A 21,597-nucleotide genomic window follows, 5' to 3' on the forward strand; every position below is an offset into this window, starting at 1 on the left:
GCTGCCTTGATCGCGGCCTTGCTTGTGCTCATCTCACAGGCCCGGGGTGAACCTGAATCCGGAGCACGGGACCTGTCGGATGCACGGCGTGTTGCAGAGATATGTGCGGCGTGCCACGGCGTCGGCGGTCAAAGCAACCAAGGGGCGTATCCCAGCCTCGCGGGACAGAATGCGGACTATCTGCTTAAGCAGATGCGGCAATTCAAGGGGACCGCTGGTGAGAAGCCGCTACGTAACAACGAAGTGATGCGCGCAGTGATGGAACCCTTTAATGACAATGAAATGCAGAATCTCGCCCGCTATTTCAGTCATCGGCCGCCAGCACGAAGCCAACCAGTCTCAGCGGACCTTGTCGAGCCTGGTCGCGTGATCTATTGGAAGGGTAATCCAGCAAATGGATTGCCGGCGTGTGTCTCTTGCCATCGGCCCGGCGGTGAGGGTATTGCTCCCGATTTTCCGAGGATCGGTGGTCAGCAATCCGAGTACGTGGAGAAGCAGCTGCATGCATGGAGGACGGGCTTGCGAGGCGGACCGGGGAAGTTGATGAGCCTGATCGTGCCATTGATGAGCGATGGAGAGATCGAGGCTGTTGCTCAGTACGTCGCGCAACTTCAATGAGCCGGAAAGCCGGCGATCAGGTGAAAACCAGAGATTCAGATTCTCAGAAGGAGGAGCACAAAAGATGTTGATCGACAGAAGGCAACTACTGAAGGCGGCAGCCGTCGCAGGAATCGGTGTGGGATCGGCAAAGACAATGGCCCAGGCATCCGTCACAGCGCCGCCCGAGGGAAATGCGTTGGCGGACAATGCGGTTGGTTCCCCACTTCCGGTACGCAAGCCAGGCAGGATTCATCGTATCGTTTCGACATCGGAGACCGTGAGAGTCGGCATACTGGATCCGAAGGTCGCGCCAGTAGCAACAGTCGAATCGGGTGATCTGGTCGCATACCCGAATACCTGGGTGAACTGGGCCAATGGCGCCAGGTACGGCATGAGCTTTGAGGAGCGGGAACCCGTGCGCAAGCGGTTTCCGCAAGGACCCTACTCGAACATTGGTCCGGTCGAAGTCAAGGGGGCCATGCCTGGAGACGTGATTGAATGTCACATGGTCCGGTTGCGCCCGATTGGGTGGGGCTGGAACTCGGCGCCCAAAGGGGTAGGCGCGCTGCCGAACGACTTTAGCAAACCATACCTGCGCTACTTTGAGTTTGACGAGTCGCGCAAGTACACAGAATTCGCGCCGGGCATTCGTATCAGGCTCGCCCCGTTTCAAGGCGTCATGGCAGTCCAGCCCGCTTCAGACGAGCCCGTCAGCGGTATCCTCAGCGGACCGTATGGCGGCAACCTGGTGTTGCGAGAACTCGTCGAGGGAACCTCGTTGTTTTTGCCGGTGCAGCGCCCGGGCGGGATGGTCTGGACAGGAGACTCTCATGCGGCGCAAGGCGATGGCGTAGTCAATCAGACTGCGATTGAAACCGCGATGGAGGACATGCAGATCCAATACTTTCTGCACAAGCGAAATGCCCTCGCCCTGCCAATGGCAGAGACGCCTTCACATTGGATTGCGTTGGGATTCGGCAAGAACCTGGATGATGCCCTGACGGCGTGTTTGCGACACATGATCAGCTGGTTGAGCGAAGCTTCCGGCATGGACACGCAGGATGTCTACTCGCTCGCCAGTATCGCCGCGAACTTCCGGATTACCCAGTATTCGAACCAGACGGCTAGCAATTACACTTCCATCCCGGCCAAGACCGTGCATGGGATGCTTCCGAAATCCGTGTTCGAACCCCGAATCAGGCAGAAGATCTCGGATTCACTGCGATCCTGACAGCCTGTTGCAGATGGCTGGCGTGCACTACTGCCCGGACTGCACGCCAGCGACAATGCCCGTACGACGGAATTCCGACGGGCTGATCCCCAGATGCTGGACGAAGAAGCGCGTGAAGTGGCTTTGTGCGCTAAAGCCCAGCTGGTGCGAAACTTCGCCGATGCTCGTGTGACGCTCTGTCAGCAGCCGGGTGGCAAGGCCCACGCGAACCCAGTCGAGGTACTGCTGGGGCGAGATCCCCATGCAAGCCTTGAACTGATCAAACAGACGGCTTCGCGACATGCCCACTGCATTCGCCACGGTTTCTACATTCGGGTTCTCCCATGCATGGTTCCGAATGAACTCCGCCGCGCGTTTGATTCGATAGTCAAGCGGCTTTGATGTGGCCAGGATCTCGGTCATGGAACGAAGCTTGGCATATCGTGCCGAGATTGCTCTTACCAGTTGGGCCACGGCCTCCTCGCAGCTTGTGGTCGCATTGGTTTCACCGTGCGTGAGGCAGCCGCTGAGCGCGGCGAGTGCCGTCGCTATCTCGCCATCCACTCCAGCGGCGAGCTCCCTGAACTGCAGACCGGTTGCTGCGTTCTCAATATCCAGGGTGGTTCCAAGCCAGCCGGGGTCGAGCAGGAGCGCCAGCAGGAGGGACCGTTCGGGGCCTTGATCCAGTTTGGCGTGTGTCGACCATGGATTGATCAGCAGTGCGCGGTCGTCAGACACCGTGACCGTGCTGTCGTCCACCTTGAAGAGAGCGTCCGAGCCGCCCAGCTTGAAAATCAGATGAAACTCGGCGTGAGCGTGTGCGACAAGCGCCTCTTCGATCAGATGAAGCGTGGCGCGTCCGAAACTGCCATGAACGATGCGAATGAGCCGGTCCTTGGCCATTGATGTGTCTCCTGAATCCTCGTTGGTGTGCCTTCGCCATCTTGGGACGATTGGGTAACCGGGGGGATGCTTTGGTTATGCTGATAATTTAGTGTGCGTTTAAAGTTTAACCGTCGAAGCGATTCCTGGGCAAGACGGAAATAGTAAGGCTGTTAAATAGATAGAGCATTACGGATTGTGCGGTATTTAAAAATGCGTTATTAATTGGAGGAACTATGTTTCAGTATTTTCCCGGCAACTATATGTGGTCGCTCTCGGTGCTGCGCTGCATGGCGGGCGGTGGCATCTTTGGAGAGATAGATTGGGTCTGCCGCAATCTGCACGAAGCTTCGAAAGCCGGTGCCGCGGGTGATACCGAGGCGTGGCACAAGGCGTGGCACACGCTTTCCGAACAAGTCGAAGGCGTAGCGCGGGATGCGGCGGGCAAGGGGCACTCGGTCACCGCGCGGGAGGCTTATTTCCGCGCCGCGCAGTACTACCAATGGACGGAAGCGTTCCTGGATCCGGACGATGCACGTGCGCCAATTTATTATGGCAAGCATCTTGATTGTTTCAGGGAATTTGCCGAGCTTAGTTCCCCGCAGGTCGAGATTCTTGATATTCCGTTCGAGAATTCGGCTATCACGGCATACTTCGTCAAAGCCCAGAACGTGACCGGTCGGGCGCCCACGGTGTTGTTGCACGACGGCCTCGACGGCACCAAGGAGGAAATGTTCTACGTTGCACGTGCGCTCGCTGCGCGCGGCATCAATTGCCTTGGCTTTGACGGCCCGGGTCAGGGCGCCACCCTTCGGGTGAAGGGTCTCGTAGCGCGGCATGACTCCGAAGTGGCCCTGTCGGCAGTGGTCGACCATGTATCGGGCAGGGACGATGTGGACGCGGATCGCATCGGGTTGATGGCGGCCTCGATGGGAGGCTACTACGCTCCGCGCGCCGTTTGCTTCGAGAAGCGGATCAAGGCTTGCGTGGCATGGGCGGCCATCTATGACTACTACGCTTGCTGGCAGCGCCGTGTCGGATATGAAAAGGGCGCCGGCATCCAGCAACTCGATGCCAATGCCGCGCTGGGCACCACCGGCAAGCATTTCCTCCGGATCATGGGCGTGCAGACCTGGGACCAGGCCTTCGAGAAGCTTGAGAAGTTCCGCCTGAAGGGGGTCGCCTCCAACATTACTTGCGACTTCCTGATCGTTCATGGCGAACACGACCGGCAAACGCCACTCATCGAGGCGCAGGAATTGTTCGCCGAGGCGAGCTCCCGCCACAAGGAGCTGCGCGTCTATACCGAAGCAGAAGGCGGCGCCGCGCATGTCCAGCTCGACCGGCCAGAACCTGCCCTGAGCTTGATCTGCGACTGGTTTGTCGAGCGGCTTTGAGCGCGATCCGCGCTTCGGCACCCCTCGCCTAGCAAGCCTCACGAGCCGGCATACAGGCCATGTATGCCGGCTCCAAGCGCCCGGAGCGGACCGCACGCACCTGCGATGCCAATGCGCGGCGGGGCTGGCGGGTGGCCACGGATGCGCTATGTATGAGGACTTACCCATGAGGCGGTTACCTTAGTATTGCAAACGTTTGCAAAGAGGCCATGATACCTTCGGATTCGCTGGAGTGTTCTGGGGTAAGCACTAGTTGCGGGCACATTTGTGGATCCGTCGACACTGCGCCGACCAGCTTCCGAAGCGTTGTCCCGGCGCATTGGCGAGATCGGCTGCAACTCTCCGGCCACAGAGGTGCTGCATCGGCCACGTTTGGCGCGGGCAGGTGACCCCGGCAGCCATTCACACATTCCCGGCTTTGGCGGCCGCGGCCTGCAACACCCTGGTGAAATTCAGGTGGTTGACCGCCGCTCACGCGATGCTTGCCAATGACGACCGAAGGCACCGAGTGGATGCCGTCCGGCTGTGCCTGCAGTTCCTGCGCTACGACCTCCGCTTCGTCCGCCGTGCCGCTCAGGTATTCGCGTACCTGTTCCAAGGCATGCGACGAGCGGCAGGGGAGTTCTGCGTCTCCATGACCATCGCCTTTCAAGCGACGGGAGGTCAAGTCTGCGCTCCTCTGCATGGTCGCTGTCCGACCCTAAAGGCTCTAAAGGGACATTCCGCTTTCTGAACAGCGGACATTAGTAGAGGTTATTTACAACTGCGGAATCGAGGACAGCACCTTCGTCATGCGGGTATGCGGACCACTCACGCCGACGTAGTTAGCGTTCCGATTCGCACACGAATCTCGCGTAAAGCCGATTGAAAGAGGGGGTGGCATAGTTCGGGAAATTCCCGCTGCAGCGGGTGCCAATAAAATTCAAACATGTGGCCGCCGTCGTCGCTAGTCTCGAAGGTCCACTCGTCACGCAATTTCGCCCCTGACTCGCACAGTTGGAAAGACCAGATTTGTTCCTGATAGGAAGCGTTCCAAAGACCGAGATCTGAAACCACGTGAGCGTCGCAAATCCCTGACTCTTCACAGAGCTCGCGAATTGCCGCCTCCGGCGGAGACTCACCCTGCTCAATGGTGCCCTTTACCAACTGGTAGCCTGCGGCGGGATGCTTGAATGCGAGGATATGTACGATACCGTGACGACTGCGCAAAACAATCGGGCACGCTTTTGTTGCGGTCATGTGGCTCCTTGAATAGATTCCTTAAGAAAACTTGCTGTGTCAACGCCGATCGCCAAACAGGGCAGACCTTGAACCGGTACTGGACACGATATCTTCGTAGGTACTCGCCGTGAGAGTCTTCTCTAACAGGTCGGGGTGAGATTGAAGAAATCCGGAAAGCTTGGCTGGATAGCTGCTCGTAAATCGAATCAGTTCCATGGTATTTGGAATCAGCTCGCGCGCATGGTGTACTTCATGCTGACCCGCGGTGAGGCCTTCGTCGACCGGGGCCAGCAGCACTACGAAGAACAGCAGCGCCAACGCGCCATCGCCGCGCTCCGGCGTCGCGCGACTGCCCTCGGTTTCCAGATCCCCCCAGCCGCTCAGCTAGCTTGAAAAACCGTGCTGCCCTAATTGTTTCTCATGAGTAGCGACGCCGCCTACCGATGTTGCGGCCCGTTACCTTCAACGTGACAGCGCCCCGACGAGATCTAGTGTGCCATCGATCAGAACGCAGACGTCGTTGGGATCGTCGTAGCCGCTGTCCGTATTTCCATGTCGATTGCATTGCGATACGCAAACAACGCCGGCGCACCTCCGGTATGCAGGAACAACACCGGGCCATCGCCGGTAAAGCGCCGGCGCGCGACACCATCGAGCAGGCCGGCCATCGCCTTCCCCGTATAAACGGGATCGAGCAACACCCCTTCGGTACCGGCCAGGATGCGGATGGCCTCCAGCCCAGCCTGGTTGGGTTCACCATAGCGAGGCGCGAAGTACTCGTCCCACAGCTCGACTTTCAGCCCTGCCGGCACCTCGACATCGAGCAGCGCAGCAGTACCTTCGATCAGCCCAGCCACCTTCGGCGTTTGCGCCGCGACGCTGCGCGACACGGTAACGCCGACGACCGGTGTATCCGGCATCGCGTGTGCGAGCGCTAACGCAAGCCCGCCATGGGTTCCGGCACTGCCGGACGCTAGCACGACCGCCGAGAATGCAAGACCCATCGCTTCGGCTTGCTGGGCCAACTCCAGGCCGGCACGTACATACCCCAATGCCCCCAGCGGATTGGACCCGCCGATTGGAATGACATAGGGCCTGTGCCCCTCGCTACGCAGCCGTTCCGCAAGGGCTTGCAACTGTGCGTCGGCGTTATCGAGACTCGCAACTGGCTCGGCCTGCGCGTCGAACAGATCGAGCAGCAGGCGGTTGCCGCTGTGCAGGTAGTCGCCGTCTGCCGTGCCGGTCGGGTTTTCCAGCAAAGCGCTGCAGCGTAGCCCAAGACGGGCCGCCAGCGCGGCCGTCTGCCGGACATGGTTCGACTGTATGGCTCCGGCCGTTACCAGCGTATCGGCGCCCTGGCGCAAGGCGTCAGCCGCCAGGAACTCAAGCTTGCGCAGTTTGTTTCCGCCAAACGCAAGTGGCGTGGTGTCATCCCGCTTGATGTAGATATCGCGCCCGAGCATCCCGGACAGGCGATCAAGCTTTTGCAGGGGCGTGGCCGCGCCGACCAGATCGAGGCGGGAAAAGGAGGCAAGGTGATCCGAGATCTTCATGATTTCGACTTTGGGGGAGGTGGACCAAGACGGGGCGGCGGCGGGCGTTGTCAGCGGGGACCTTGATCGCCTTCGACTTCCCCCGCCTTCATGCAAGGTGGTGTGAGTCAATGCAGAATCTTTGCGAGGAATTCCTTCGCCCGGGCCGACTTCGGGTCGCCGAAGAAGGCTTCCTTGCCGGTATCTTCGACAATGGCGCCGTCATCCATGAAAATCACGCGGCTGGCGACCTTTTTCGCGAACCCCATTTCATGGGTGACGCAGATCATCGTCATGCCCTCGCGTGCGAGTTCGACCATGACGTCCAGCACCTCATTGATCATTTCGGGATCAAGCGCCGATGTCGGTTCGTCGAACAGCATGGCGATCGGATCCATCGACAGCGCGCGCGCAATCGCAACGCGTTGTTGTTGCCCGCCCGAAAGCTGCCCGGGGTATTTCCGCGCATGCGCTTTCAGGCCGACGCGCTCGAGCAGCCGCATTCCGTTCTCCTGTGCCTCCTCTTTGCGGCGTTTCAACACTTTGACCTGCGCTAGGGACAGGTTGTCGAGAATGGACAGATGCGGGAACAGCTCAAAATGCTGAAACACCATGCCAACCCGCGCACGCAACTGGGCGAGCTCGATCTTCGGATCGCCGACCATCACACCGTCCACACTGATCCGGCCCTGCTGAAACGGCTCGAGGCCGTTGACCGTTTTTATCAGCGTGGATTTTCCTGATCCGGAAGGGCCGCAGATGACCACGACCTCGCCTTTTTCTACCTGGGTGCTGCACGCATCAAGCACCTTGAACTGACCGTACCACTTCGATACGCCTTCGAGCGCGATCATTGTTTTGTCTCCTACTTGCAGATTGCTTTCTTCGGGGTTCCGACCCGTTAAATCAACGCGTCACTGGCAGTGTCAGACGCGCCTCGAGGCGACGCTGCACCCATGACAATCCGGTGCTGAACAGCCAGTAGATCGCTGCTACCGACAGATACAAGGGAAGCGGCTGGAACGTTGATGCGATGATTTCCTGGGACGACCTGAGCAACTCTGTCACGGTGATGACGGACACCAGCGACGTATCCTTGATCAGGCTGATTAGCGTGTTGCCGAGGCTTGGCACGGCAAGCCGCAAGGCCTGCGGGCAGACGATGTAACGCAGCGTCTGCAGATGGCTCAGCCCGAGGCTGTGCGCTGCGCTCCATTGCCCTCTGCCGATACCGAGAATCGCGCCGCGCATGCTTTCCGACAGGTACGCGCCGGCATTGGCCGTGAGGGTAAGAATGCCGGCGCTGGTGGGATCCAGGGAAATGCCGAGGTCTGGCAGGCCATAGTAGACGACAAACATCTGCACCAGCAGCGGAGTGCCGCGCATGACACTGACATAGGTGCGGGCAATGCCGCCAAGGATTGGACTGGTGCTGATACCCATGATGGCGACCACGATCCCGACCAGCAGGCCGAACACCATCGACGCCAAGGCAAATTTCACGGTGATCGCCGCTCCGTGCAGGAGTACAGGCGATGCATGAATAACTAGATCAAGAGATTCCATGATTCAATCCGTAGCAGTGGCCGCGTGGCCGGCCGGGCCCATGCCTGCAGCGATGGAGCGAGCCGGCCGGCGTGGCAGCGATTACTGGGCGATGGGTCTGCTGGCGTCGGTAGCCAACCACTCGATGGACAGCTTGCGCAATGTGCCATCCTGCTGCAACGCGTTCAGTGCGTCGTCAATGGCTTTGGCAAACTTGGGATTGCCCTTGCGGAACGGGATGCCCATCTCAAGCTTCGTGCCAGCGAGCAGCGCGCCGGTGCGTAGCGGCATCTTGGAGTTCTTGATCAGGTACGGCAGCATCAGGCGGTCATTGAGGGCGGCATCGATGCGCCCGGCCGCTAGGTCACGCAGGTTTTCCGACGTACCCGGATAGGTTTGCACCAGGATACCCGGCACAGATTTCGCCAGTTCGGCATAATTGCTGCCCAGGGTGACGCCGACGGATTTTCCCTTCAGTTCTTCAAGCGAATTGAACTCGCGCTTGTCATTGCTGCGCTGAAGTACCTGGACCGCGGAATAGACGTATGGCTGGGTAAAATCCAGAGCCTGGCGGCGCGCCGGCGTGATGCCCACCTGGTTGACGATGACGTCGAACTTGCCGGCTTGCAGGCCGGCAATGATGCCACTCCACTCGGTGGTGATGAACTGGACCTTGAGCCCCATCTTGTCGGCCACGGCTTTGGCCACGGCCACGTCAAAGCCGTCGAGCTGACCGTCGCCATTGCGATAGCCAAAGGGTGGGTAAGTGCCCTCCATGCCGACTTTCAGGACACCGCTGACTTTGACCGAATCCAGCAGATCTTCAGCGTGCACGGCGGGCGCCGTGACATTGAGGAGGGTCGCGATGCACGCGCTTTGCAACAGCAACTTCAGGGATTTCATGCCTTGTCTCCAATGTAGGAATCGATATTTTTTTGAAGGGCAACGCTATTGCCCGACAAGTCGGTGGAACGCGGCTTCCAGATCGGCGATCAAATCCTCCTTGGCCTCAAGGCCCACGTGCAATCGAAATGCCTGGCCGGCATACGGCCAGGCGGCTGCGGGGCGCTCCTCCTTGGGATCGAAGGGCATCACCAGACTCTCGAATCCGCCCCAGGAAAAGCCCAGGCGGAACAGCTTCAGGTCGTCGATGAAGGCGCGGAACGCCTCACGCCCATATCCGGGCTTGAGTACGACGCTGAACAATCCTGAAGCCCCCGTGAAATCCCGACGCCAGAGTGCGTGGCCCGGCGCACCAGGGAGCCCAGGGTGCAACACCTGGGCCACCTCCGGGCGGCCCGCCAGCCAATCGGCAATGGCCAGTCCGCTACGCTGATGCCGCTCAAGGCGCACGGCCATCGTCCGCAAGCCTCGCTGCGCGAGATAAACGTCGTCCGGGCCTGCGTGCTGACCAGTGGCGAAGACATAGTCGCGCACCGTGTTCCATGACTCACGGTTGGTCGTGATCACACCCATCAAAGCGTCCGAATGCCCAACGATGTATTTCGTCCCCGCATGCACGGAGACATCCACGCCGTGCTCGAATGGCTTGAAGAACAAGGGCGTGGCCCACGTGTTGTCGATGACGACGACCGCGCCATGCCGGTGCGCGACCTTCGCAATGGCAGGAATGTCCTGCATTTCGAACGTCTGCGAACCCGGTGACTCGGCGAACACGAGGGTCGTGGCCGGACGGAACAAGGCCGCGATGTCGGACCCAAGCGTGGGGTCGTAGAACGTCGCCGACACGTTGCAGCGGCCCAGTACCGTTTCGACATAGTGGCGCGTCGGGCCATAGACGCTGTCGCTCACCAGGATGTGATCGCCGGCTTTGACGAACGCCATGATCGCGCTCGTACACGCCGCCAGGCCCGACGGCACCAGCAGCGAACGGTGCCCGCCTTCGAGTTGCGCCAAGGCATTCTGCAACGCGAAGGTGGTCGGCGTGCCTTTGCGGCCGTACCACATGACATCCGTGTCGGCGCCCGACATGGCGCGCCCGCGCGCTTCCATGTCGTCGAGATTGCGAAACGTCACGGTTGACGCATGGAAAACCGGCGGATTGACGACGCCGCCGAAATCGTCCGGATCGATGACGCCGTGCGAGAGGTAGGTATGGGGGGACATCCGGATTACCCTCGCCTGGCGCTGTTGACCATGTCGCCCAAGCGCTCCAGTCCCATGCGGAGATTAGACTCGGGCGGGCCGAACGAGAAGCGCACCCAGCTTGCGTCGATATACTCGGTCGCTCGCTGCTTGCCCGGATTGACGTCGAAGAACCTGCCGGGCACGGTCATGACCTTGCGCTTGAGACCCTCGGTAAAGAAGGTGTCCGCGGTGTTCAGCGGTGCGGGCAGCCGATGCACTCGGCCCCACAGATAGAACGTGCCGTTGCCGGGGCAGGGGATTTCGACACCCATTTCGGTCAGCGCGTCGAGCATGATGCGGCGCTTCCTGGCGAATATTTCCCGCAATGCGGACGTCTCCTGATCCGCACGGTCGCGTTGCAGCGCCTGCACGGCAAGCCGTTGCACGATCGTCGGCGGGCCGCCGTCGATGGCGCTTGCCGCACGGCTGATCATGTCGATCACGTCGGTCGGCCCCACTACCCAGCCTACGCGCAGGCCGGGGTAACGATGATTCTTCGTCAGGCCGTCGACGATGACGACCGGGTCCGTCTCCACGTTCTCGACGAACTCGGCGGCAGACACCGGCTGGTCCGCGGGGGCGTGGTCATCTTCGAACACGAAGTGCGAATAGAATTCGTCGAGCAGCATCCAGCAGCCCGTGTCGCGCGCCACCGCCACATACTGCGCCAGCGCTTCACCACGCACCACGGCGCCCGTGGGGTTGTTGGGATTGCTCCACAGCAGCGCATCCAGTTCTTCCCTGGCGATCAATCCCTCGAGCGCCGGCGCCGGGATGGCAAAGCCGTCTTCGGGCCCCACCGGCAGCGTGACCGGCGTGAAGCGGTGGCGGTGGTAAGCGATCAGATCTTCGTAGGCGGTGTAGTCGGGCACGACATGGCCCAGACGAATTTCTCCAAGGGTGGCGAGCAGGCGCGACAGCGCAAGCCGCCCACCGGACGCGATCGCGACATTGTCCTTCGTGTACTGCGATGCCTTGCCGCGACGATAGCGACGGTTGTAATCGTCCGCGACCGCCTGACGCAGGGCATCGATGCCGCCGACCGGCCCGTAGGCGCAATCGGCCACGTCGAACTGCAGCGAAGCCAGCCGTTCCGGCGCGCCTGCCATGGGCCCGATTTCAGGCTGCCCCTGGCCGAGGTTGCACCAGTCGGGATGACCGTTCCGGAAGCCGAGCTTGACGGCTTCGTGAACGACGTGGATCACGCCCATATAGGGGACCGGGCGTAGCAGGGAAGACACTAGTGAGCTTGTCATGTTGTTGTCGAAGGGGGGGATTGCTTATCGGTGACGCGACGCCATCGAAGCGAACAGCAGCGACGCGCCAAACGAAAACGGTGACGACATATGCCACGGATAGCGCTCGCCTACCGATGCGGGATGCGCCTTGAAGAGCCGGAATATTGTTCTCATGGTGGGGGCGTGATCTGGTATTGCGCGTCGTCTGGTCCTGAATTGGAAAGCCGGTTTCGCGCTGTTTGTGAGAGAAATCATAGTGTTAGACTCCCGCAAAATGCTTCCAAAAACTCCCACGATCGCGCTTCTAATTAGAAGAATTTTCTACTGGGATGGAGCCATGAAGAAATGCAGGCCCCGGCGTACTTTCCAGATATCGCTGCGCATCGAGCGCGGCCATGCAGCCCGTGCCGGCGCTGGTGATCGCCTGCCGATAGATGTGGTCCTGCACGTCGCCAGCCGCGAACACGCCCGGCACACTCGTGCCCGTGGCGTTGCCGCAGAGGCCGCCGTTGGTGATGATGTAGCCGTTCACCATCTCGAGCTGGCCCTTGAAGAGGTCGGTGTTCGGCTTGTGGCCGATGGCGATGAAGACGCCTTGCAGTGCGAGTTCGCTGGTCTCGCCGGTTTGCGCATGCCTGATGCGAAGGCCGGTCACACCGGCCCCATCGCCATTCACTTCGTCGAGCACGTGGTTCCATTTGATCTCGACAATACCTTGCTTCGCCTTCTCAAGCAGACGATCGACCAGGATCGGCTCGGCGCGGAACTTGTCGCGGCGATGGATCACCGTGACCTTCTTCGCGATGCCAGCCAGATACAGTGCTTCCTCGACTGCCGTATTGCCGCCGCCAACCACGGCCACATGCTGCTGCTGGTAGAAGAAGCCATCGCAGGTCGCGCAGGCGGACACGCCGCGGCCCATGAAGGATTCCTCGGACGGCAGGCCGAGATACTGCGCGGATGCGCCGGTCGCGATGATCAGTGCGTCGCAGGTGTACTCGCCGGATTTACCGATCAGGCGGATCGGCTTCCCGTCGAGCTTTGCCGTGTGGATGTGGTCGAACACGATCTCGGTGTTGAAGCGCTCCGCGTGGTCGAGAAAGCGCTGCATCAGCTCTGGGCCCTGCACCCCCGTTGCGTCCGCCGGCCAGTTTTCGACATCGGTCGTGGTCATCAGCTGGCCGCCTTGCGCCAGGCCAGTGACGAGCACCGGCGACAAGTTGGCGCGCGCTGCATAGACGGAGGCGGTATATCCGGCAGGGCCGGAACCGAGAATCAGGACCTTGGCATGCTTGGGCGAAGACATTGGAGAATCCGTAGCTTATTCAAGAGACTTCAGGCGATTGCCTGAAGCGATTACCGAACAGGGTCGAAGTCGAGGCCCGCCACGCATGGGTACCGCAATGTTGCGGTAGACGATGCCACCGATCGCAATGGTTGCGATGGCGCGCCGGGGCTGCATGGAAGGGCCTCTTCACGCATGAACCGGGTTGGGCTGTAGTCAGGAGGCGGGACGCGCCACACCGTACTGCGACGACAGGTATCGACGGATATGGTCGGGCGAATCGATAAAGCGCGTCTGACCGTGTACGTGAATCGCCACACCGTCATCGACCGGCGCGCGCCCGGGGCCGAGCACCAGGACGGGGGCGGACTGGTTCGCCTCGCCGATCAGTTCGACAATTGCCATGCGAGGGCGGGGCGCATCGATGTATTCGACATCAACTTCATTGCGCAACTGCGGGAAGAAACCGAGCAGGCCTTCAACGGCAACGGAGTCTCCACAATAGAACGGACCTTCCGAGCCTGAAAAAAAGCCGGGGCGAAGCATGAATAGTTTGTCTTTCACTTTCACTCTCTCTGCGGGTTGAAATTGCTGGCGGACGCGCGTCGCTTGCCGTACCGCGAACCACCGACCACAGGATATGCGGTGCAAATTGAACCCACTAGTGGCGCGAACGACAATTTGCGTAAAGATCGTGCCAACTTGAGGGGAGCGGTGGCGATCAGGACCGCAGCACACGCAACAGACACGGGGGAGAGTCTTGCGAGACGTGGAGCAGATGGGGCAAAATCAATCGCTAGTGGCATCAAAGCCAATTTCCGTCCCTATCATGCCAAAGACCAAATCACAATCGTCTGTCAACGCAGGACTGGTTGTCGTCGTCGTGTATGACGGCCTGAGCCTCTTTGAATATGGCTGCGCCGTTGAAGTGTTCGGTCTGCCAAGACCTGAAATGGGCGAGAGCTGGTATCGCTTCATGACCTGTTCCGCCGAATCCGGGAGGTTGCGCGGTTCGGGTGGCATCCAGGTACAGGCTGACGGTGGCCTCGAACTCCTGGCCAAAGCGAAGACCATCATCATCCCGGGGTGGCGCGGTATCGAAGCGGACGTCCCGCCGGAACTTTGCCGCGCGTTGAGGAAGGCGAACAAACGCGGGGCGCGCGTCATGTCAATCTGCACGGGCGCCTTTGTCTTGGCAGCAGCAGGGTTGCTCGACGGAAAGCGTGCGACTACGCACTGGCGTCATGCCGCAGCACTCGCGGCGCGATATCCGGAAGTCCACGTGGAAGCGGACGTGCTCTACGTCGATGCCGGCGATGTCCTCACGTCTGCCGGCAGTGCGGCGGGAATCGACTTGTGCCTCCACCTGATTCGCCGGGACCTTGGCCCGCGCGCAGCCAACCAGGTCGCACGCCGACTAGTCATGCCACCCCACCGCGAAGGCGGGCAGGCCCAATATATCGACGAGCCGGTCTCAAAGCGTAGCGGCTCTTCGCTGGCACCCTTGGTGGACGCGGTGCGCGCAACATTGGACGAGGGCTGGTCGATTGTCAGAATGGCAAAGCAAACGGCGATGAGTGCCCGAACCTTTCAGCGGCACTTTGTCAGTACGATGGGGATGCCGCCAGGGGAGTGGCTGCTTTCCGAGCGCCTGGGCCGGGCCAGGGCATTGCTCGAAGAGACCGGCTTATCCGTGGATGAAATCGCGGTGCAAGTCGGTTTTGGTGCTGCAGCCACCTTGCGCAATCATTTCAGGACTCGGCTTGGAACCAGTCCGGGTTACTACAGGCGACGGTTCAGCGCATCCGAGGCACACTGATTACCTATCCGAGTTGTAGCGAGAGATCGTGAGCGGAGCGCAGCACGATTGTCCTCGCCAACCGCGGCTTTCAAACAATTTCTATAGGGCAATCACGCAGTTGCGACCCTCGTCTTTCGCACGGTAAAGCCGCTCGTCGGCCGCGCGAAAGATCGCGTCGATCGTGTTGCCGTCGCGCCCAAATTGGGACACCCCAATGCTGACCGTGATGCCAACACTACGCCCAATCTCGCTGTCAAAGACAGCGTTCTCTATGGCTGACCGAATTCGCTCGCCAATTGAAAGGCCTACATCAAGCGGGGCCTTGGGAAGCAAGACCATGAATTCCTCTCCCCCAACTCGCGCTACGCCGTCATAGGGGCGAATCGCTTCGAGGCATTTGTGCACGAACCCTTGTAGTACCTCATCGCCAACTTGATGCCCGTAGTGGTCATTGATTGATTTGAAATGGTCCAGATCGAGCGCAAGGACGGAGAACGGCGCCCCGTCCCGCTTTGCGCGCGCAATCTCAGTTTCGACAAGCTTGATGAATTGGCGTCGGTTCACTGCGCCAGTGAGCGGATCAGTGGCGGCCAGATACTCCAACTTTTGATTCGTTCTTTGCAGTTCTTGAAGCGCACCTTCTGTTCGTGCCATGGCAACCGCCAGGCGAGCCATCATTTCCTCCTGACTGTAGATCGTCGCGAACGAGCGCGTTGTGTGAAACGCCTGGATGATCCCATAGCTCAGAAAGAAGAAGCCGCCGGCAAAGATCGCGTGGGCAAGCCACCACATGTGATTCCAGGGGCGACCGAGGATAAATGCGAGCGAAGATAGCGCGAACGCAGTAATCGAAATGCCAAAAATCAGCATGAGTGGCGAGCGGATTCGGCGAATCAGCAGGACCACGACGTTCAAGACGGAACAGACTAGCGCGCCCCCTTCCATCGACAGTCGCACCCACAGGCTGCCCGCAATGGCTGTATTTGCCAAGTAGGCGACCGCTATGTCAATCAAAAGAAACGCACCAATCCACTTGCACCAGTACTTTAAGTTCGAGCGTTTCTCGACGGCATCTGGCGATCGTCCGAATGAAATCAGGCCGATAAATAACAGTATGGACATGACGAGACGTGAAGCTGGTCCATAGAGCAGGAAAAGCCAGATATTGTGGTGAGCCAAGCCGGTGAACGCCCCATGCAGAGTGTAGATCAGCACAAAGCCGAGAAAGCCCAAGGTCATCCAGCGCAACAAGGATTCCCCCGAGGACATGTAACAGCGCCATGTCACATACGTGACGAACAGGCCCTCGAGTGTTGCTGCAGCGATTGCGACTTCGTGAAACAGGTGGTTTTCGAACTTCAGCGTAGGATCTTGAAAGAAGAAAAGGTAGGCAACCAGACAGGCTGGAGCTAGTGCAAATATGAGGACGAGAAACCGTGCGTAGGTCTTGGTCACCAAGCGGATAGTTGCGCCTTGTTCATCGATTGTTGCGCTCACGTTCATGGACCTTCTCCAGGGAGGATCGGCTGGTCTTGTATGGCTCATGGCGATCCGCCTCCAGGGAGCGGTACGCGCATGCTTGACAATATATACTTGCAATTCCTCGGTGACCGAGCGTTAAATTAACGTAACATCAGATATTAACGAAGCCTCATCTCTATTACGCTTCCAAAGGAATGCCAAGGCTTGCTCAAAAAGCCAGCGTCAGTCGACGCTCCTGTCTCGACGTAGAGATCCTGAGCCATTCCAGTGTCGTCTACCGCTGTCGTCCATGAATGACTATTATGCTTCTTGCTGCACAGTCCCGTGACGTGATTGAGACGTGTCATCGAAATCCCAGCGAGGAGGTCCCGAATGACAACTGCAGGCTCAGAACGGTTTCAGATCTTGGCGCTGTCAGGCGGAGGCTTTCGCGGCCTGTATACGGCCAAGTTGCTGGCTGACTTCGAAGACGAGATTGGCGCGCCAATCGCCACTCGGTTCGATCTTGTAACGGGCACATCGATCGGTGGCATTTTGGCATTGGCCATCGCGATGGAAATCCCTGCGCAGCGCATTGTCGAACTTCTCGCCAACCATGGGGGAACGATTTTCAAGCGACGCTGGTCCCTGGCGGGAATATGGCGCGCACCATTTTCTTCCGCGCCGTTACAGTCGCTGCTTTGCGACAGCAAGATATTTGGCGACCAGGTCCTCGGAGCCTGCAGGCATCCGGTCATCATACCGGTAATCAATTACTCGACTGGCAGGCCGCAGATCTTCAAGACCCCGCATCACCCGGATTTCAAGCGAGATCATAAATGCCGGCTGGTAGATGTGGCCATGGCGACAAGCGCCGCGCCCGCATACTTCCCACGATATACGTTCAACAACAATCAATACGTTGACGGTGGTCTTTACGCCAATGCGCCTGGCATGCTGGCGGTTCACGAAGCGCAGTCTGCCTTGGGTCAATCGACCGACCGCATTCACGTGATGGCAGTCGGTACCATGTCATCGAAATTCACCGTCAACCCACGTCGAAACCGCGAGGGTGGGACATATGACTGGGGAGGCGTCAATCCGGCAAATATGCCAAAGAGAGTGTTTGGATTGTCGATATCGGTGCAGGAGGCGCTGAGCGATTTTATGCTTGCGCATCTGCTCTCCAAGCGCTATTTCCTCGTCGATGACGATCTCACCGACCAGCGCGCGCGTGCGGTCGCGCTTGATAGGGCTGACGGCGCTGCGAAGGAAGTATTGCTTGGCGCCGCGACTGAACGCTCCAAGATCTGCATCGGAAACGAAGATTGCCGATCCTTCCTCACCCATATAGCTCGCCTACCAATGTTCTACTACGGAGAACGTACCAATCAAACCACCTTGGCCGGGTGACAGCGGTGAGCCGGAAACGAGCAGGACGCCGCTGAGGTGGCATCCCATTTGATGACTTGAATGGTGGGCGAGGGTGACATTGCTCGGCGCGGGTCGATGGTTGATCTGCGCTACAGCCGTTCGCTCACTTCATGGGCAGCCAGCAACTGTGAAATCTCGGACAGTCCCATTGCCTCGGCCATCTCGCGTGGGGTTTCGCAGTCGTCGATGCGCGTCCGGCTAGTTGCATCCGCACCAGCCGCCAGCAGCATCTTTACCGCAGGAAAATTGCGCACGCTCACAGCCATGTGCAGCGCGCTATAGTCGTTGATGCCACGCTGCGCAGGATCGGCGCCAAAGGCCAGCGGCAGCCTGAGCACCTCGATCACATCCGTTCGTGCGGGTGCGCCTGGCCGGGCGAGACTACATGAAAGCGCCGCAATCAGCGGCGGAAAACCCGCGTGATCCACCGGCCGCGGATCCGCCCCAATCTCGAGCAAGGTGCGGATAAGGGGCAGCGGGCTATGGTAGATCGCGCACTCCATGCAAGGCCCAATCCCCCCGCGGCATGGGTCCGTTGGGAATGCAGGCGGGATCATCAACCGCCGCCCCCATCTGACATAGTGAGGTCTGTCAAGGGATCGAGTCGAGCTATTCTCGGGGCGAGGCATTGCTGCAGCGACGAGGAATTCATCTGCAGCGTAACGCTATATCGCATTGGTTGAGCGAGTTTGAGTTTCGCCGCCAATGCGATGCTCAGATACGTGTGTCGTTCCACTCACGGTAACGCCGCGTCAATTTGCGCGTCCGGATCTGGTCGATCACGAGACTGTAGACCGGCGAGTAACAGCGCCGCGGGTGCCCGCCTGCGGCGATTGCGCGCAAGCGACGCTTGACGAGCGCCATCGTCGCGAGTCCGGCAGCTGCCTTGTCCTGCCATCGGACCTGGACGATCGATGCGTCTACAGCCTGACCGTCGCGCCAGCGATTCGGTAGGTCCGGTACGGACGCCAGCGCGCTCGCCATCCCGGCGACGTCGACACCTTCGTGCAGTACCGCTTCCGCGATCGACTGCCGGCGAATGCCGCCCGTCGTCATCACCGGCATCGCCGCGATGGCGGCAACGTCGCGGGCGAACGTCAGGAAATACGCTTCGCGGGCCAGCGTGCGGCCGTCCGCGGTGCGGCCTTGCATCGCCGGGCTCTCGTAGCTTCCGCCGGACAGCTCGACGAGGTCAACGGCCTGGTCGTTGAGCCACAGCACGATTTGCCGGGCTTCGTCCTCGGAGAATCCGCCCCGCTGGAAGTCGGCGGAGTTGAGTTTGACCGCGACGCAGAATCCGGACCGAACTCGCGCACGTACCGCACGCACGACGGACAGCAGAAGTCTGGCCCGGTTTTCCAGCGAGCCGCCCCATTCGTCGTTGCGCCGATTGGTCAGCGGCGACAGGAACTGCGAAATCAGGTAGCCGTGTGCCGCGTGGATCTGCACCCCGTCGAATCCGGCCGTTTCGGCCGCCGCGGCCGTGTCGGCGAAGCGCTCGATGACCTCGTGTATCTTGGCCGTCGTCATCGCGCGCGGTTCGGCGAACAATTTGCTGTGCCGGCCGAGGTCGAGCGCAACGGCGGACGGTGCCCACGCCTGGTGACCCAGCGCTGCAAGAACCTGGCGGCCCGGATGATTGATCTGCATCCATATCCGGGCGCCATGCTGGCGAGCGGCGGCCGCCCACCGCTTGAACGGTTCGAGTGGCGTGTTCCGTTCCAGCACGACGCCGCCGGGACCAGTCAGCGCTCTTCCGTCGATCATCACGTTCCCGGTGATCAGCAGTCCCGCACCGCCGGCACCCCAGGCGGCGTAGAGACGCCACAGTGCCGCGCCGGGTAATTGACCTGCGTCGGCGAGGTTTTCCTCCATCGCGGCTTTCGCGATGCGGTTGGGCAGGGCGCTGCCGTTGGGCAGCGTCAGCGGAGTGAAAAGCGTAGTTGTCATCGGATAACCTGTTCGGCGGGTACGATGCGCCTATACTAACTTTCAAGCCTACTTTAAGGTCAAGCACGATGAAGATCGGCGAACTCGCGGCGCGCACCGGGATGACGACGTCCGCGATCCGCTTTTACGAACAGAGCGGGCTGTTTCCCAAGGCAGGCCGTGGCCCGAATGGCTACCGTATCTACGACGACGCCGCAGCGGAACGGCTGAGGCAGATTCAACTGGCGCGGCGGCTCGGTTTCTCGCTTGAGGAGATGCGCGCCGCGGTCGAGGCAATGAAAGGCTTCTCCAAGGAGGGGCTGCTGGAGCGAATCGACCAACGCTTGCGCGAGATCGACGAACTTCGCGCGAAGCTGGACGGGCAGTGCGCGGAACTGCACCAGATACGCGACGCGCTTCAGGCCGAATGGGCGGCGGGGCGGTGCTTCAAGGTCGACCAATTCGAATCGTCGGCGCCTGTCGCAGCGAAGAGCCGTCGCTCGAAGCGAACGGCTCCGACACATGATTTTGCCGGGCGGAAGCGGCCGGCGAGCCACGCTTAAATGCCCGAAGCGCTTGTGAGTAACTTTTAAGGCATTTTCAAGTGTTCAGGGCGCCCTCAGGGCTGAAAGGCTAAGCCCGCGAGTCCGCGGGCTTTTTTCATACCTGTTGATTTTGATGGTAGCGATGGTAGTTGAGAGTACAATTTGTACAAAACGTACAAATTGGAGGTGTCCATGCGAACCGTAACAGCGAGCGAAGCCAAGCAGGCCCTTGCTAGTGTGATCGAAGCGGCAGCTCGCGAGCCGATCGTGATTCAGCGACAGAAGCGAGACGTTGCCGTGGTCATGTCCATGCAGGAATATCAGCGCTTGACGCAGCTGAATGTGGCAGAGTTCCAAAGGTTTTGCGATGTGGTCGGGGCCTCGGCTGCCGCGGCAGGCATGACGGAGGAGAAACTGGCGGAGCTGCTGGCCAGTGATGAGTGATCGCCGATTGGTACTGGATACCAACGCGCTGATCAGGCGATTGCTCGCTCCCACTGGCGTGGCGGCAAAGGCGGTGGACCATGCGCTGGCATCAGGCGTTTTGTTGTTGTCCGGGGAGACGCTGGGCGAGTTGGCTGAAGTCCTGGCCAGGCCCAAGTTCGACCGCTATGTCTCTATCGCGGATCGCCAGCATTTCCTGCGGTTGCTGGGAGGGGTTGCGCGAATTGTCCCGATCAGCCATCGGGTCGCGGCATGCCGCGACCCCAAGGATGACAAGTTCCTCCACGTAGCGCTCAACGGCGAGGCCGAAGTCATCGTAACGGGGGATGCGGATTTGCTGGTCCTGCATCCTTTCCATGGCGTCGATATCGTGAGTCCGGCAGTGTTTCTCCTGCGGCCGTAAAAAATGCAGGAGCGGCGGTGCTATACATTGGCGACGAGCTCACCTGCGTGTTCGTCGAGCACGGTTCGAGGACGTTAGCAGGTCGGGCAAATGTCCGTACTGAAGATAGCCGAGCACGGCCAAGAGACTTCCATTACACCTCGCGAGCAGTAATTTTCCAGGGTGGTTCGCACTTTTGCGAACCTATTCCGCATTACCTATACTCATTCGAGAAGAACCACTTTAGCGTCACATCTAGCGCCAAAAAGCGCATTTCGAGTGCCCGGGGGGAAGGCTGCCAACAGTGCTCTCAGACGAGATGCCTGCCGGCACTGTTCAGGGGCGCGCAATGCGTTGGCGGTCCTCGCATTTGTCCGTGTTACGCCTGCGTTCCATTGCGATGGGACGGGGCGAGGCTTTGTCGCTTCACGTCATGCCGGCACGGGCGCAATCCCGCGACAGCGTTTCGGCTGCTGAACAGAGGATCGTTCCCACGCTTGCGCGTAAGACAAGAAAGACAAGGGTCAGCATCGGCCGCGACAA

Annotated in this window: 22 protein-coding genes and 1 pseudogene; 9 read left to right on the forward strand and 14 right to left on the reverse strand. The window is 60.0% G+C overall.

Translation table 11 applies throughout. The features are described from left to right. Positions 1–24 precede the first annotated feature (24 nt). Positions 25–618, forward strand: a complete 594-nt coding sequence (locus ACGLHR_RS26375) for a c-type cytochrome (RefSeq protein ID WP_400097091.1) — start codon at positions 25–27, stop codon at positions 616–618. Between the two features lie 64 nt (positions 619–682). Beyond that, positions 683–1,831, forward strand: a complete 1,149-nt coding sequence (locus tag ACGLHR_RS26380; RefSeq protein WP_400097032.1) for an acetamidase/formamidase family protein — start codon at positions 683–685, stop codon at positions 1,829–1,831. A gap of 27 nt (positions 1,832–1,858) precedes the next feature. Here the strand turns inward: ACGLHR_RS26380 and ACGLHR_RS26385 are convergent, their stop codons facing one another. Continuing rightward, positions 1,859–2,713: a helix-turn-helix transcriptional regulator gene (locus ACGLHR_RS26385; protein WP_400097033.1), complete on the reverse strand. Its 855-nt coding sequence runs from the start codon at positions 2,711–2,713 to the stop codon at positions 1,859–1,861. A gap of 215 nt (positions 2,714–2,928) precedes the next feature. Between ACGLHR_RS26385 and ACGLHR_RS26390 the strand changes: the two genes are divergently transcribed. After that, on the forward strand, positions 2,929–4,089 hold the full coding sequence (locus ACGLHR_RS26390) for an alpha/beta hydrolase family protein (RefSeq protein WP_400097034.1): 1,161 nt from the start codon (positions 2,929–2,931) through the stop codon (positions 4,087–4,089). 810 nt (positions 4,090–4,899) lie between these two features. Here the strand turns inward: ACGLHR_RS26390 and ACGLHR_RS26395 are convergent. Further along, entirely contained in the window at positions 4,900–5,328 is a 429-nt protein-coding gene (locus ACGLHR_RS26395) for an NUDIX domain-containing protein (RefSeq protein ID WP_400097036.1), read from the reverse strand. Between the two features lie 207 nt (positions 5,329–5,535). Between ACGLHR_RS26395 and ACGLHR_RS26400 the strand changes: the two are divergent. Continuing rightward, positions 5,536–5,703, forward strand: a pseudogene (locus ACGLHR_RS26400) (IS110 family transposase); the annotation flags it as partial. A 110-nt stretch (positions 5,704–5,813) separates the two neighbouring features. On the opposite strand, the gene ACGLHR_RS26405 reads toward ACGLHR_RS26400, so the two are convergent. The 9 genes from ACGLHR_RS26405 to ACGLHR_RS26445 form a co-directional block, all read right to left on the reverse strand. After that, positions 5,814–6,863 (reverse strand): D-cysteine desulfhydrase, encoded by a 1,050-nt coding sequence (locus tag ACGLHR_RS26405; protein ID WP_400097038.1) that lies wholly within the window; start codon positions 6,861–6,863, stop codon positions 5,814–5,816. A gap of 107 nt (positions 6,864–6,970) precedes the next feature. Then, the gene (locus tag ACGLHR_RS26410; RefSeq protein WP_400097040.1) at positions 6,971–7,696 is read right to left on the reverse strand and encodes an amino acid ABC transporter ATP-binding protein; all 726 of its coding nucleotides are present in this window, start codon (positions 7,694–7,696) and stop codon (positions 6,971–6,973) included. Positions 7,697–7,748: 52 nt separating this feature from the next. Beyond that, entirely contained in the window at positions 7,749–8,408 is a 660-nt protein-coding gene (locus tag ACGLHR_RS26415; protein ID WP_267603258.1) for an amino acid ABC transporter permease, read from the reverse strand. Between the two features lie 81 nt (positions 8,409–8,489). Further along, positions 8,490–9,290: a transporter substrate-binding domain-containing protein gene (locus ACGLHR_RS26420; protein WP_400097042.1), complete on the reverse strand. Its 801-nt coding sequence runs from the start codon at positions 9,288–9,290 to the stop codon at positions 8,490–8,492. Positions 9,291–9,335: 45 nt separating this feature from the next. Beyond that, positions 9,336–10,514, reverse strand: coding sequence for a cystathionine beta-lyase (metC, locus tag ACGLHR_RS26425; protein ID WP_400097044.1), 1,179 nt, complete (start codon positions 10,512–10,514; stop codon positions 9,336–9,338). A 5-nt stretch (positions 10,515–10,519) separates the two neighbouring features. Further along, a complete protein-coding gene (locus ACGLHR_RS26430; protein ID WP_400097046.1) occupies positions 10,520–11,746 on the reverse strand; it encodes a pyridoxal phosphate-dependent aminotransferase in 1,227 nt (408 codons plus the stop codon). A 69-nt stretch (positions 11,747–11,815) separates the two neighbouring features. Further along, positions 11,816–12,028, reverse strand: a complete 213-nt coding sequence (locus ACGLHR_RS26435; protein WP_400097048.1) for a DUF6356 family protein — start codon at positions 12,026–12,028, stop codon at positions 11,816–11,818. Positions 12,029–12,077: 49 nt separating this feature from the next. Beyond that, positions 12,078–13,079, reverse strand: coding sequence for a thioredoxin-disulfide reductase (gene trxB, locus ACGLHR_RS26440; RefSeq protein WP_400097050.1), 1,002 nt, complete (start codon positions 13,077–13,079; stop codon positions 12,078–12,080). A 195-nt stretch (positions 13,080–13,274) separates the two neighbouring features. Further along, on the reverse strand, positions 13,275–13,622 hold the full coding sequence (locus ACGLHR_RS26445) for a DUF3088 domain-containing protein (RefSeq protein ID WP_400097093.1): 348 nt from the start codon (positions 13,620–13,622) through the stop codon (positions 13,275–13,277). Positions 13,623–13,887: 265 nt separating this feature from the next. On the opposite strand from ACGLHR_RS26445, the gene ftrA reads away from it, so the two are divergent. Continuing rightward, entirely contained in the window at positions 13,888–14,877 is a 990-nt protein-coding gene (ftrA, locus tag ACGLHR_RS26450; protein ID WP_400097052.1) for a transcriptional regulator FtrA, read from the forward strand. An 81-nt stretch (positions 14,878–14,958) separates the two neighbouring features. Here ftrA and ACGLHR_RS26455 read toward each other — a convergent pair whose 3' ends face one another. Further along, entirely contained in the window at positions 14,959–16,362 is a 1,404-nt protein-coding gene (locus tag ACGLHR_RS26455; protein ID WP_400097053.1) for a GGDEF domain-containing protein, read from the reverse strand. 351 nt (positions 16,363–16,713) lie between these two features. On the opposite strand from ACGLHR_RS26455, the gene ACGLHR_RS26460 reads away from it, so the two are divergent. Continuing rightward, a complete protein-coding gene (locus ACGLHR_RS26460) occupies positions 16,714–17,733 on the forward strand; it encodes a CBASS cGAMP-activated phospholipase (RefSeq protein WP_400097055.1) in 1,020 nt (339 codons plus the stop codon). 110 nt (positions 17,734–17,843) lie between these two features. Here ACGLHR_RS26460 and ACGLHR_RS26465 read toward each other — a convergent pair whose 3' ends face one another. Further along, positions 17,844–18,257, reverse strand: a complete 414-nt coding sequence (locus tag ACGLHR_RS26465) for an ankyrin repeat domain-containing protein (RefSeq protein WP_400097057.1) — start codon at positions 18,255–18,257, stop codon at positions 17,844–17,846. Between the two features lie 211 nt (positions 18,258–18,468). Further along, entirely contained in the window at positions 18,469–19,704 is a 1,236-nt protein-coding gene (locus tag ACGLHR_RS26470; protein ID WP_400097059.1) for an NADH:flavin oxidoreductase/NADH oxidase family protein, read from the reverse strand. A gap of 68 nt (positions 19,705–19,772) precedes the next feature. Here ACGLHR_RS26470 and ACGLHR_RS26475 point away from each other — a divergent pair, with 68 nt between their 5' ends. The 3 genes from ACGLHR_RS26475 (at position 19,773) to ACGLHR_RS26485 (ending at position 21,075) form a co-directional block, all read left to right on the forward strand. After that, positions 19,773–20,246 (forward strand): MerR family transcriptional regulator, encoded by a 474-nt coding sequence (locus ACGLHR_RS26475; RefSeq protein WP_267603241.1) that lies wholly within the window; start codon positions 19,773–19,775, stop codon positions 20,244–20,246. A 174-nt stretch (positions 20,247–20,420) separates the two neighbouring features. Then, positions 20,421–20,672, forward strand: coding sequence for a type II toxin-antitoxin system Phd/YefM family antitoxin (locus ACGLHR_RS26480; RefSeq protein WP_318237253.1), 252 nt, complete (start codon positions 20,421–20,423; stop codon positions 20,670–20,672). Further along, positions 20,665–21,075, forward strand: coding sequence for a putative toxin-antitoxin system toxin component, PIN family (locus tag ACGLHR_RS26485; RefSeq protein ID WP_400097062.1), 411 nt, complete (start codon positions 20,665–20,667; stop codon positions 21,073–21,075). Before ACGLHR_RS26480 ends, ACGLHR_RS26485 begins: the two co-directional genes overlap by 8 nt. Positions 21,076–21,597 lie beyond the last annotated feature (522 nt).

The sequence above is a fragment of the Cupriavidus sp. CuC1 genome, from assembly GCF_044627735.1.
Taxonomy (GTDB): Bacteria; Pseudomonadota; Gammaproteobacteria; order Burkholderiales; family Burkholderiaceae; genus Cupriavidus; species Cupriavidus ulmosensis.

What these genes read in the sequence shown, in the direction of transcription:
- ACGLHR_RS26485 (WP_400097062.1), top strand. Translation starts at nt 20,665, where the DNA reads ATGAGTGATCGCCGATTGGTACTGGATACCAACGCGCTGATCAGGCGA.
- metC (WP_400097044.1), bottom strand. Translation starts at nt 10,514, where the DNA reads ATGTCCCCCCATACCTACCTCTCGCACGGCGTCATCGATCCGGACGAT.
- ACGLHR_RS26465 (WP_400097057.1), bottom strand. Translation starts at nt 18,257, where the DNA reads ATGGAGTGCGCGATCTACCATAGCCCGCTGCCCCTTATCCGCACCTTG.
- trxB (WP_400097050.1), bottom strand. Translation starts at nt 13,079, where the DNA reads ATGTCTTCGCCCAAGCATGCCAAGGTCCTGATTCTCGGTTCCGGCCCT.
- ACGLHR_RS26460 (WP_400097055.1), top strand. Translation starts at nt 16,714, where the DNA reads ATGACAACTGCAGGCTCAGAACGGTTTCAGATCTTGGCGCTGTCAGGC.
- ACGLHR_RS26390 (WP_400097034.1), top strand. Translation starts at nt 2,929, where the DNA reads ATGTTTCAGTATTTTCCCGGCAACTATATGTGGTCGCTCTCGGTGCTG.
- ACGLHR_RS26430 (WP_400097046.1), bottom strand. Translation starts at nt 11,746, where the DNA reads ATGGGCGTGATCCACGTCGTTCACGAAGCCGTCAAGCTCGGCTTCCGG.
- ACGLHR_RS26455 (WP_400097053.1), bottom strand. Translation starts at nt 16,362, where the DNA reads ATGAACGTGAGCGCAACAATCGATGAACAAGGCGCAACTATCCGCTTG.
- ftrA (WP_400097052.1), top strand. Translation starts at nt 13,888, where the DNA reads ATGCCAAAGACCAAATCACAATCGTCTGTCAACGCAGGACTGGTTGTC.
- ACGLHR_RS26420 (WP_400097042.1), bottom strand. Translation starts at nt 9,290, where the DNA reads ATGAAATCCCTGAAGTTGCTGTTGCAAAGCGCGTGCATCGCGACCCTC.
- ACGLHR_RS26470 (WP_400097059.1), bottom strand. Translation starts at nt 19,704, where the DNA reads ATGACAACTACGCTTTTCACTCCGCTGACGCTGCCCAACGGCAGCGCC.
- ACGLHR_RS26395 (WP_400097036.1), bottom strand. Translation starts at nt 5,328, where the DNA reads ATGACCGCAACAAAAGCGTGCCCGATTGTTTTGCGCAGTCGTCACGGT.
- ACGLHR_RS26410 (WP_400097040.1), bottom strand. Translation starts at nt 7,696, where the DNA reads ATGATCGCGCTCGAAGGCGTATCGAAGTGGTACGGTCAGTTCAAGGTG.
- ACGLHR_RS26415 (WP_267603258.1), bottom strand. Translation starts at nt 8,408, where the DNA reads ATGGAATCTCTTGATCTAGTTATTCATGCATCGCCTGTACTCCTGCAC.
- ACGLHR_RS26380 (WP_400097032.1), top strand. Translation starts at nt 683, where the DNA reads ATGTTGATCGACAGAAGGCAACTACTGAAGGCGGCAGCCGTCGCAGGA.
- ACGLHR_RS26405 (WP_400097038.1), bottom strand. Translation starts at nt 6,863, where the DNA reads ATGAAGATCTCGGATCACCTTGCCTCCTTTTCCCGCCTCGATCTGGTC.
- ACGLHR_RS26385 (WP_400097033.1), bottom strand. Translation starts at nt 2,713, where the DNA reads ATGGCCAAGGACCGGCTCATTCGCATCGTTCATGGCAGTTTCGGACGC.
- ACGLHR_RS26475 (WP_267603241.1), top strand. Translation starts at nt 19,773, where the DNA reads ATGAAGATCGGCGAACTCGCGGCGCGCACCGGGATGACGACGTCCGCG.
- ACGLHR_RS26480 (WP_318237253.1), top strand. Translation starts at nt 20,421, where the DNA reads ATGCGAACCGTAACAGCGAGCGAAGCCAAGCAGGCCCTTGCTAGTGTG.
- ACGLHR_RS26435 (WP_400097048.1), bottom strand. Translation starts at nt 12,028, where the DNA reads ATGATTTCTCTCACAAACAGCGCGAAACCGGCTTTCCAATTCAGGACC.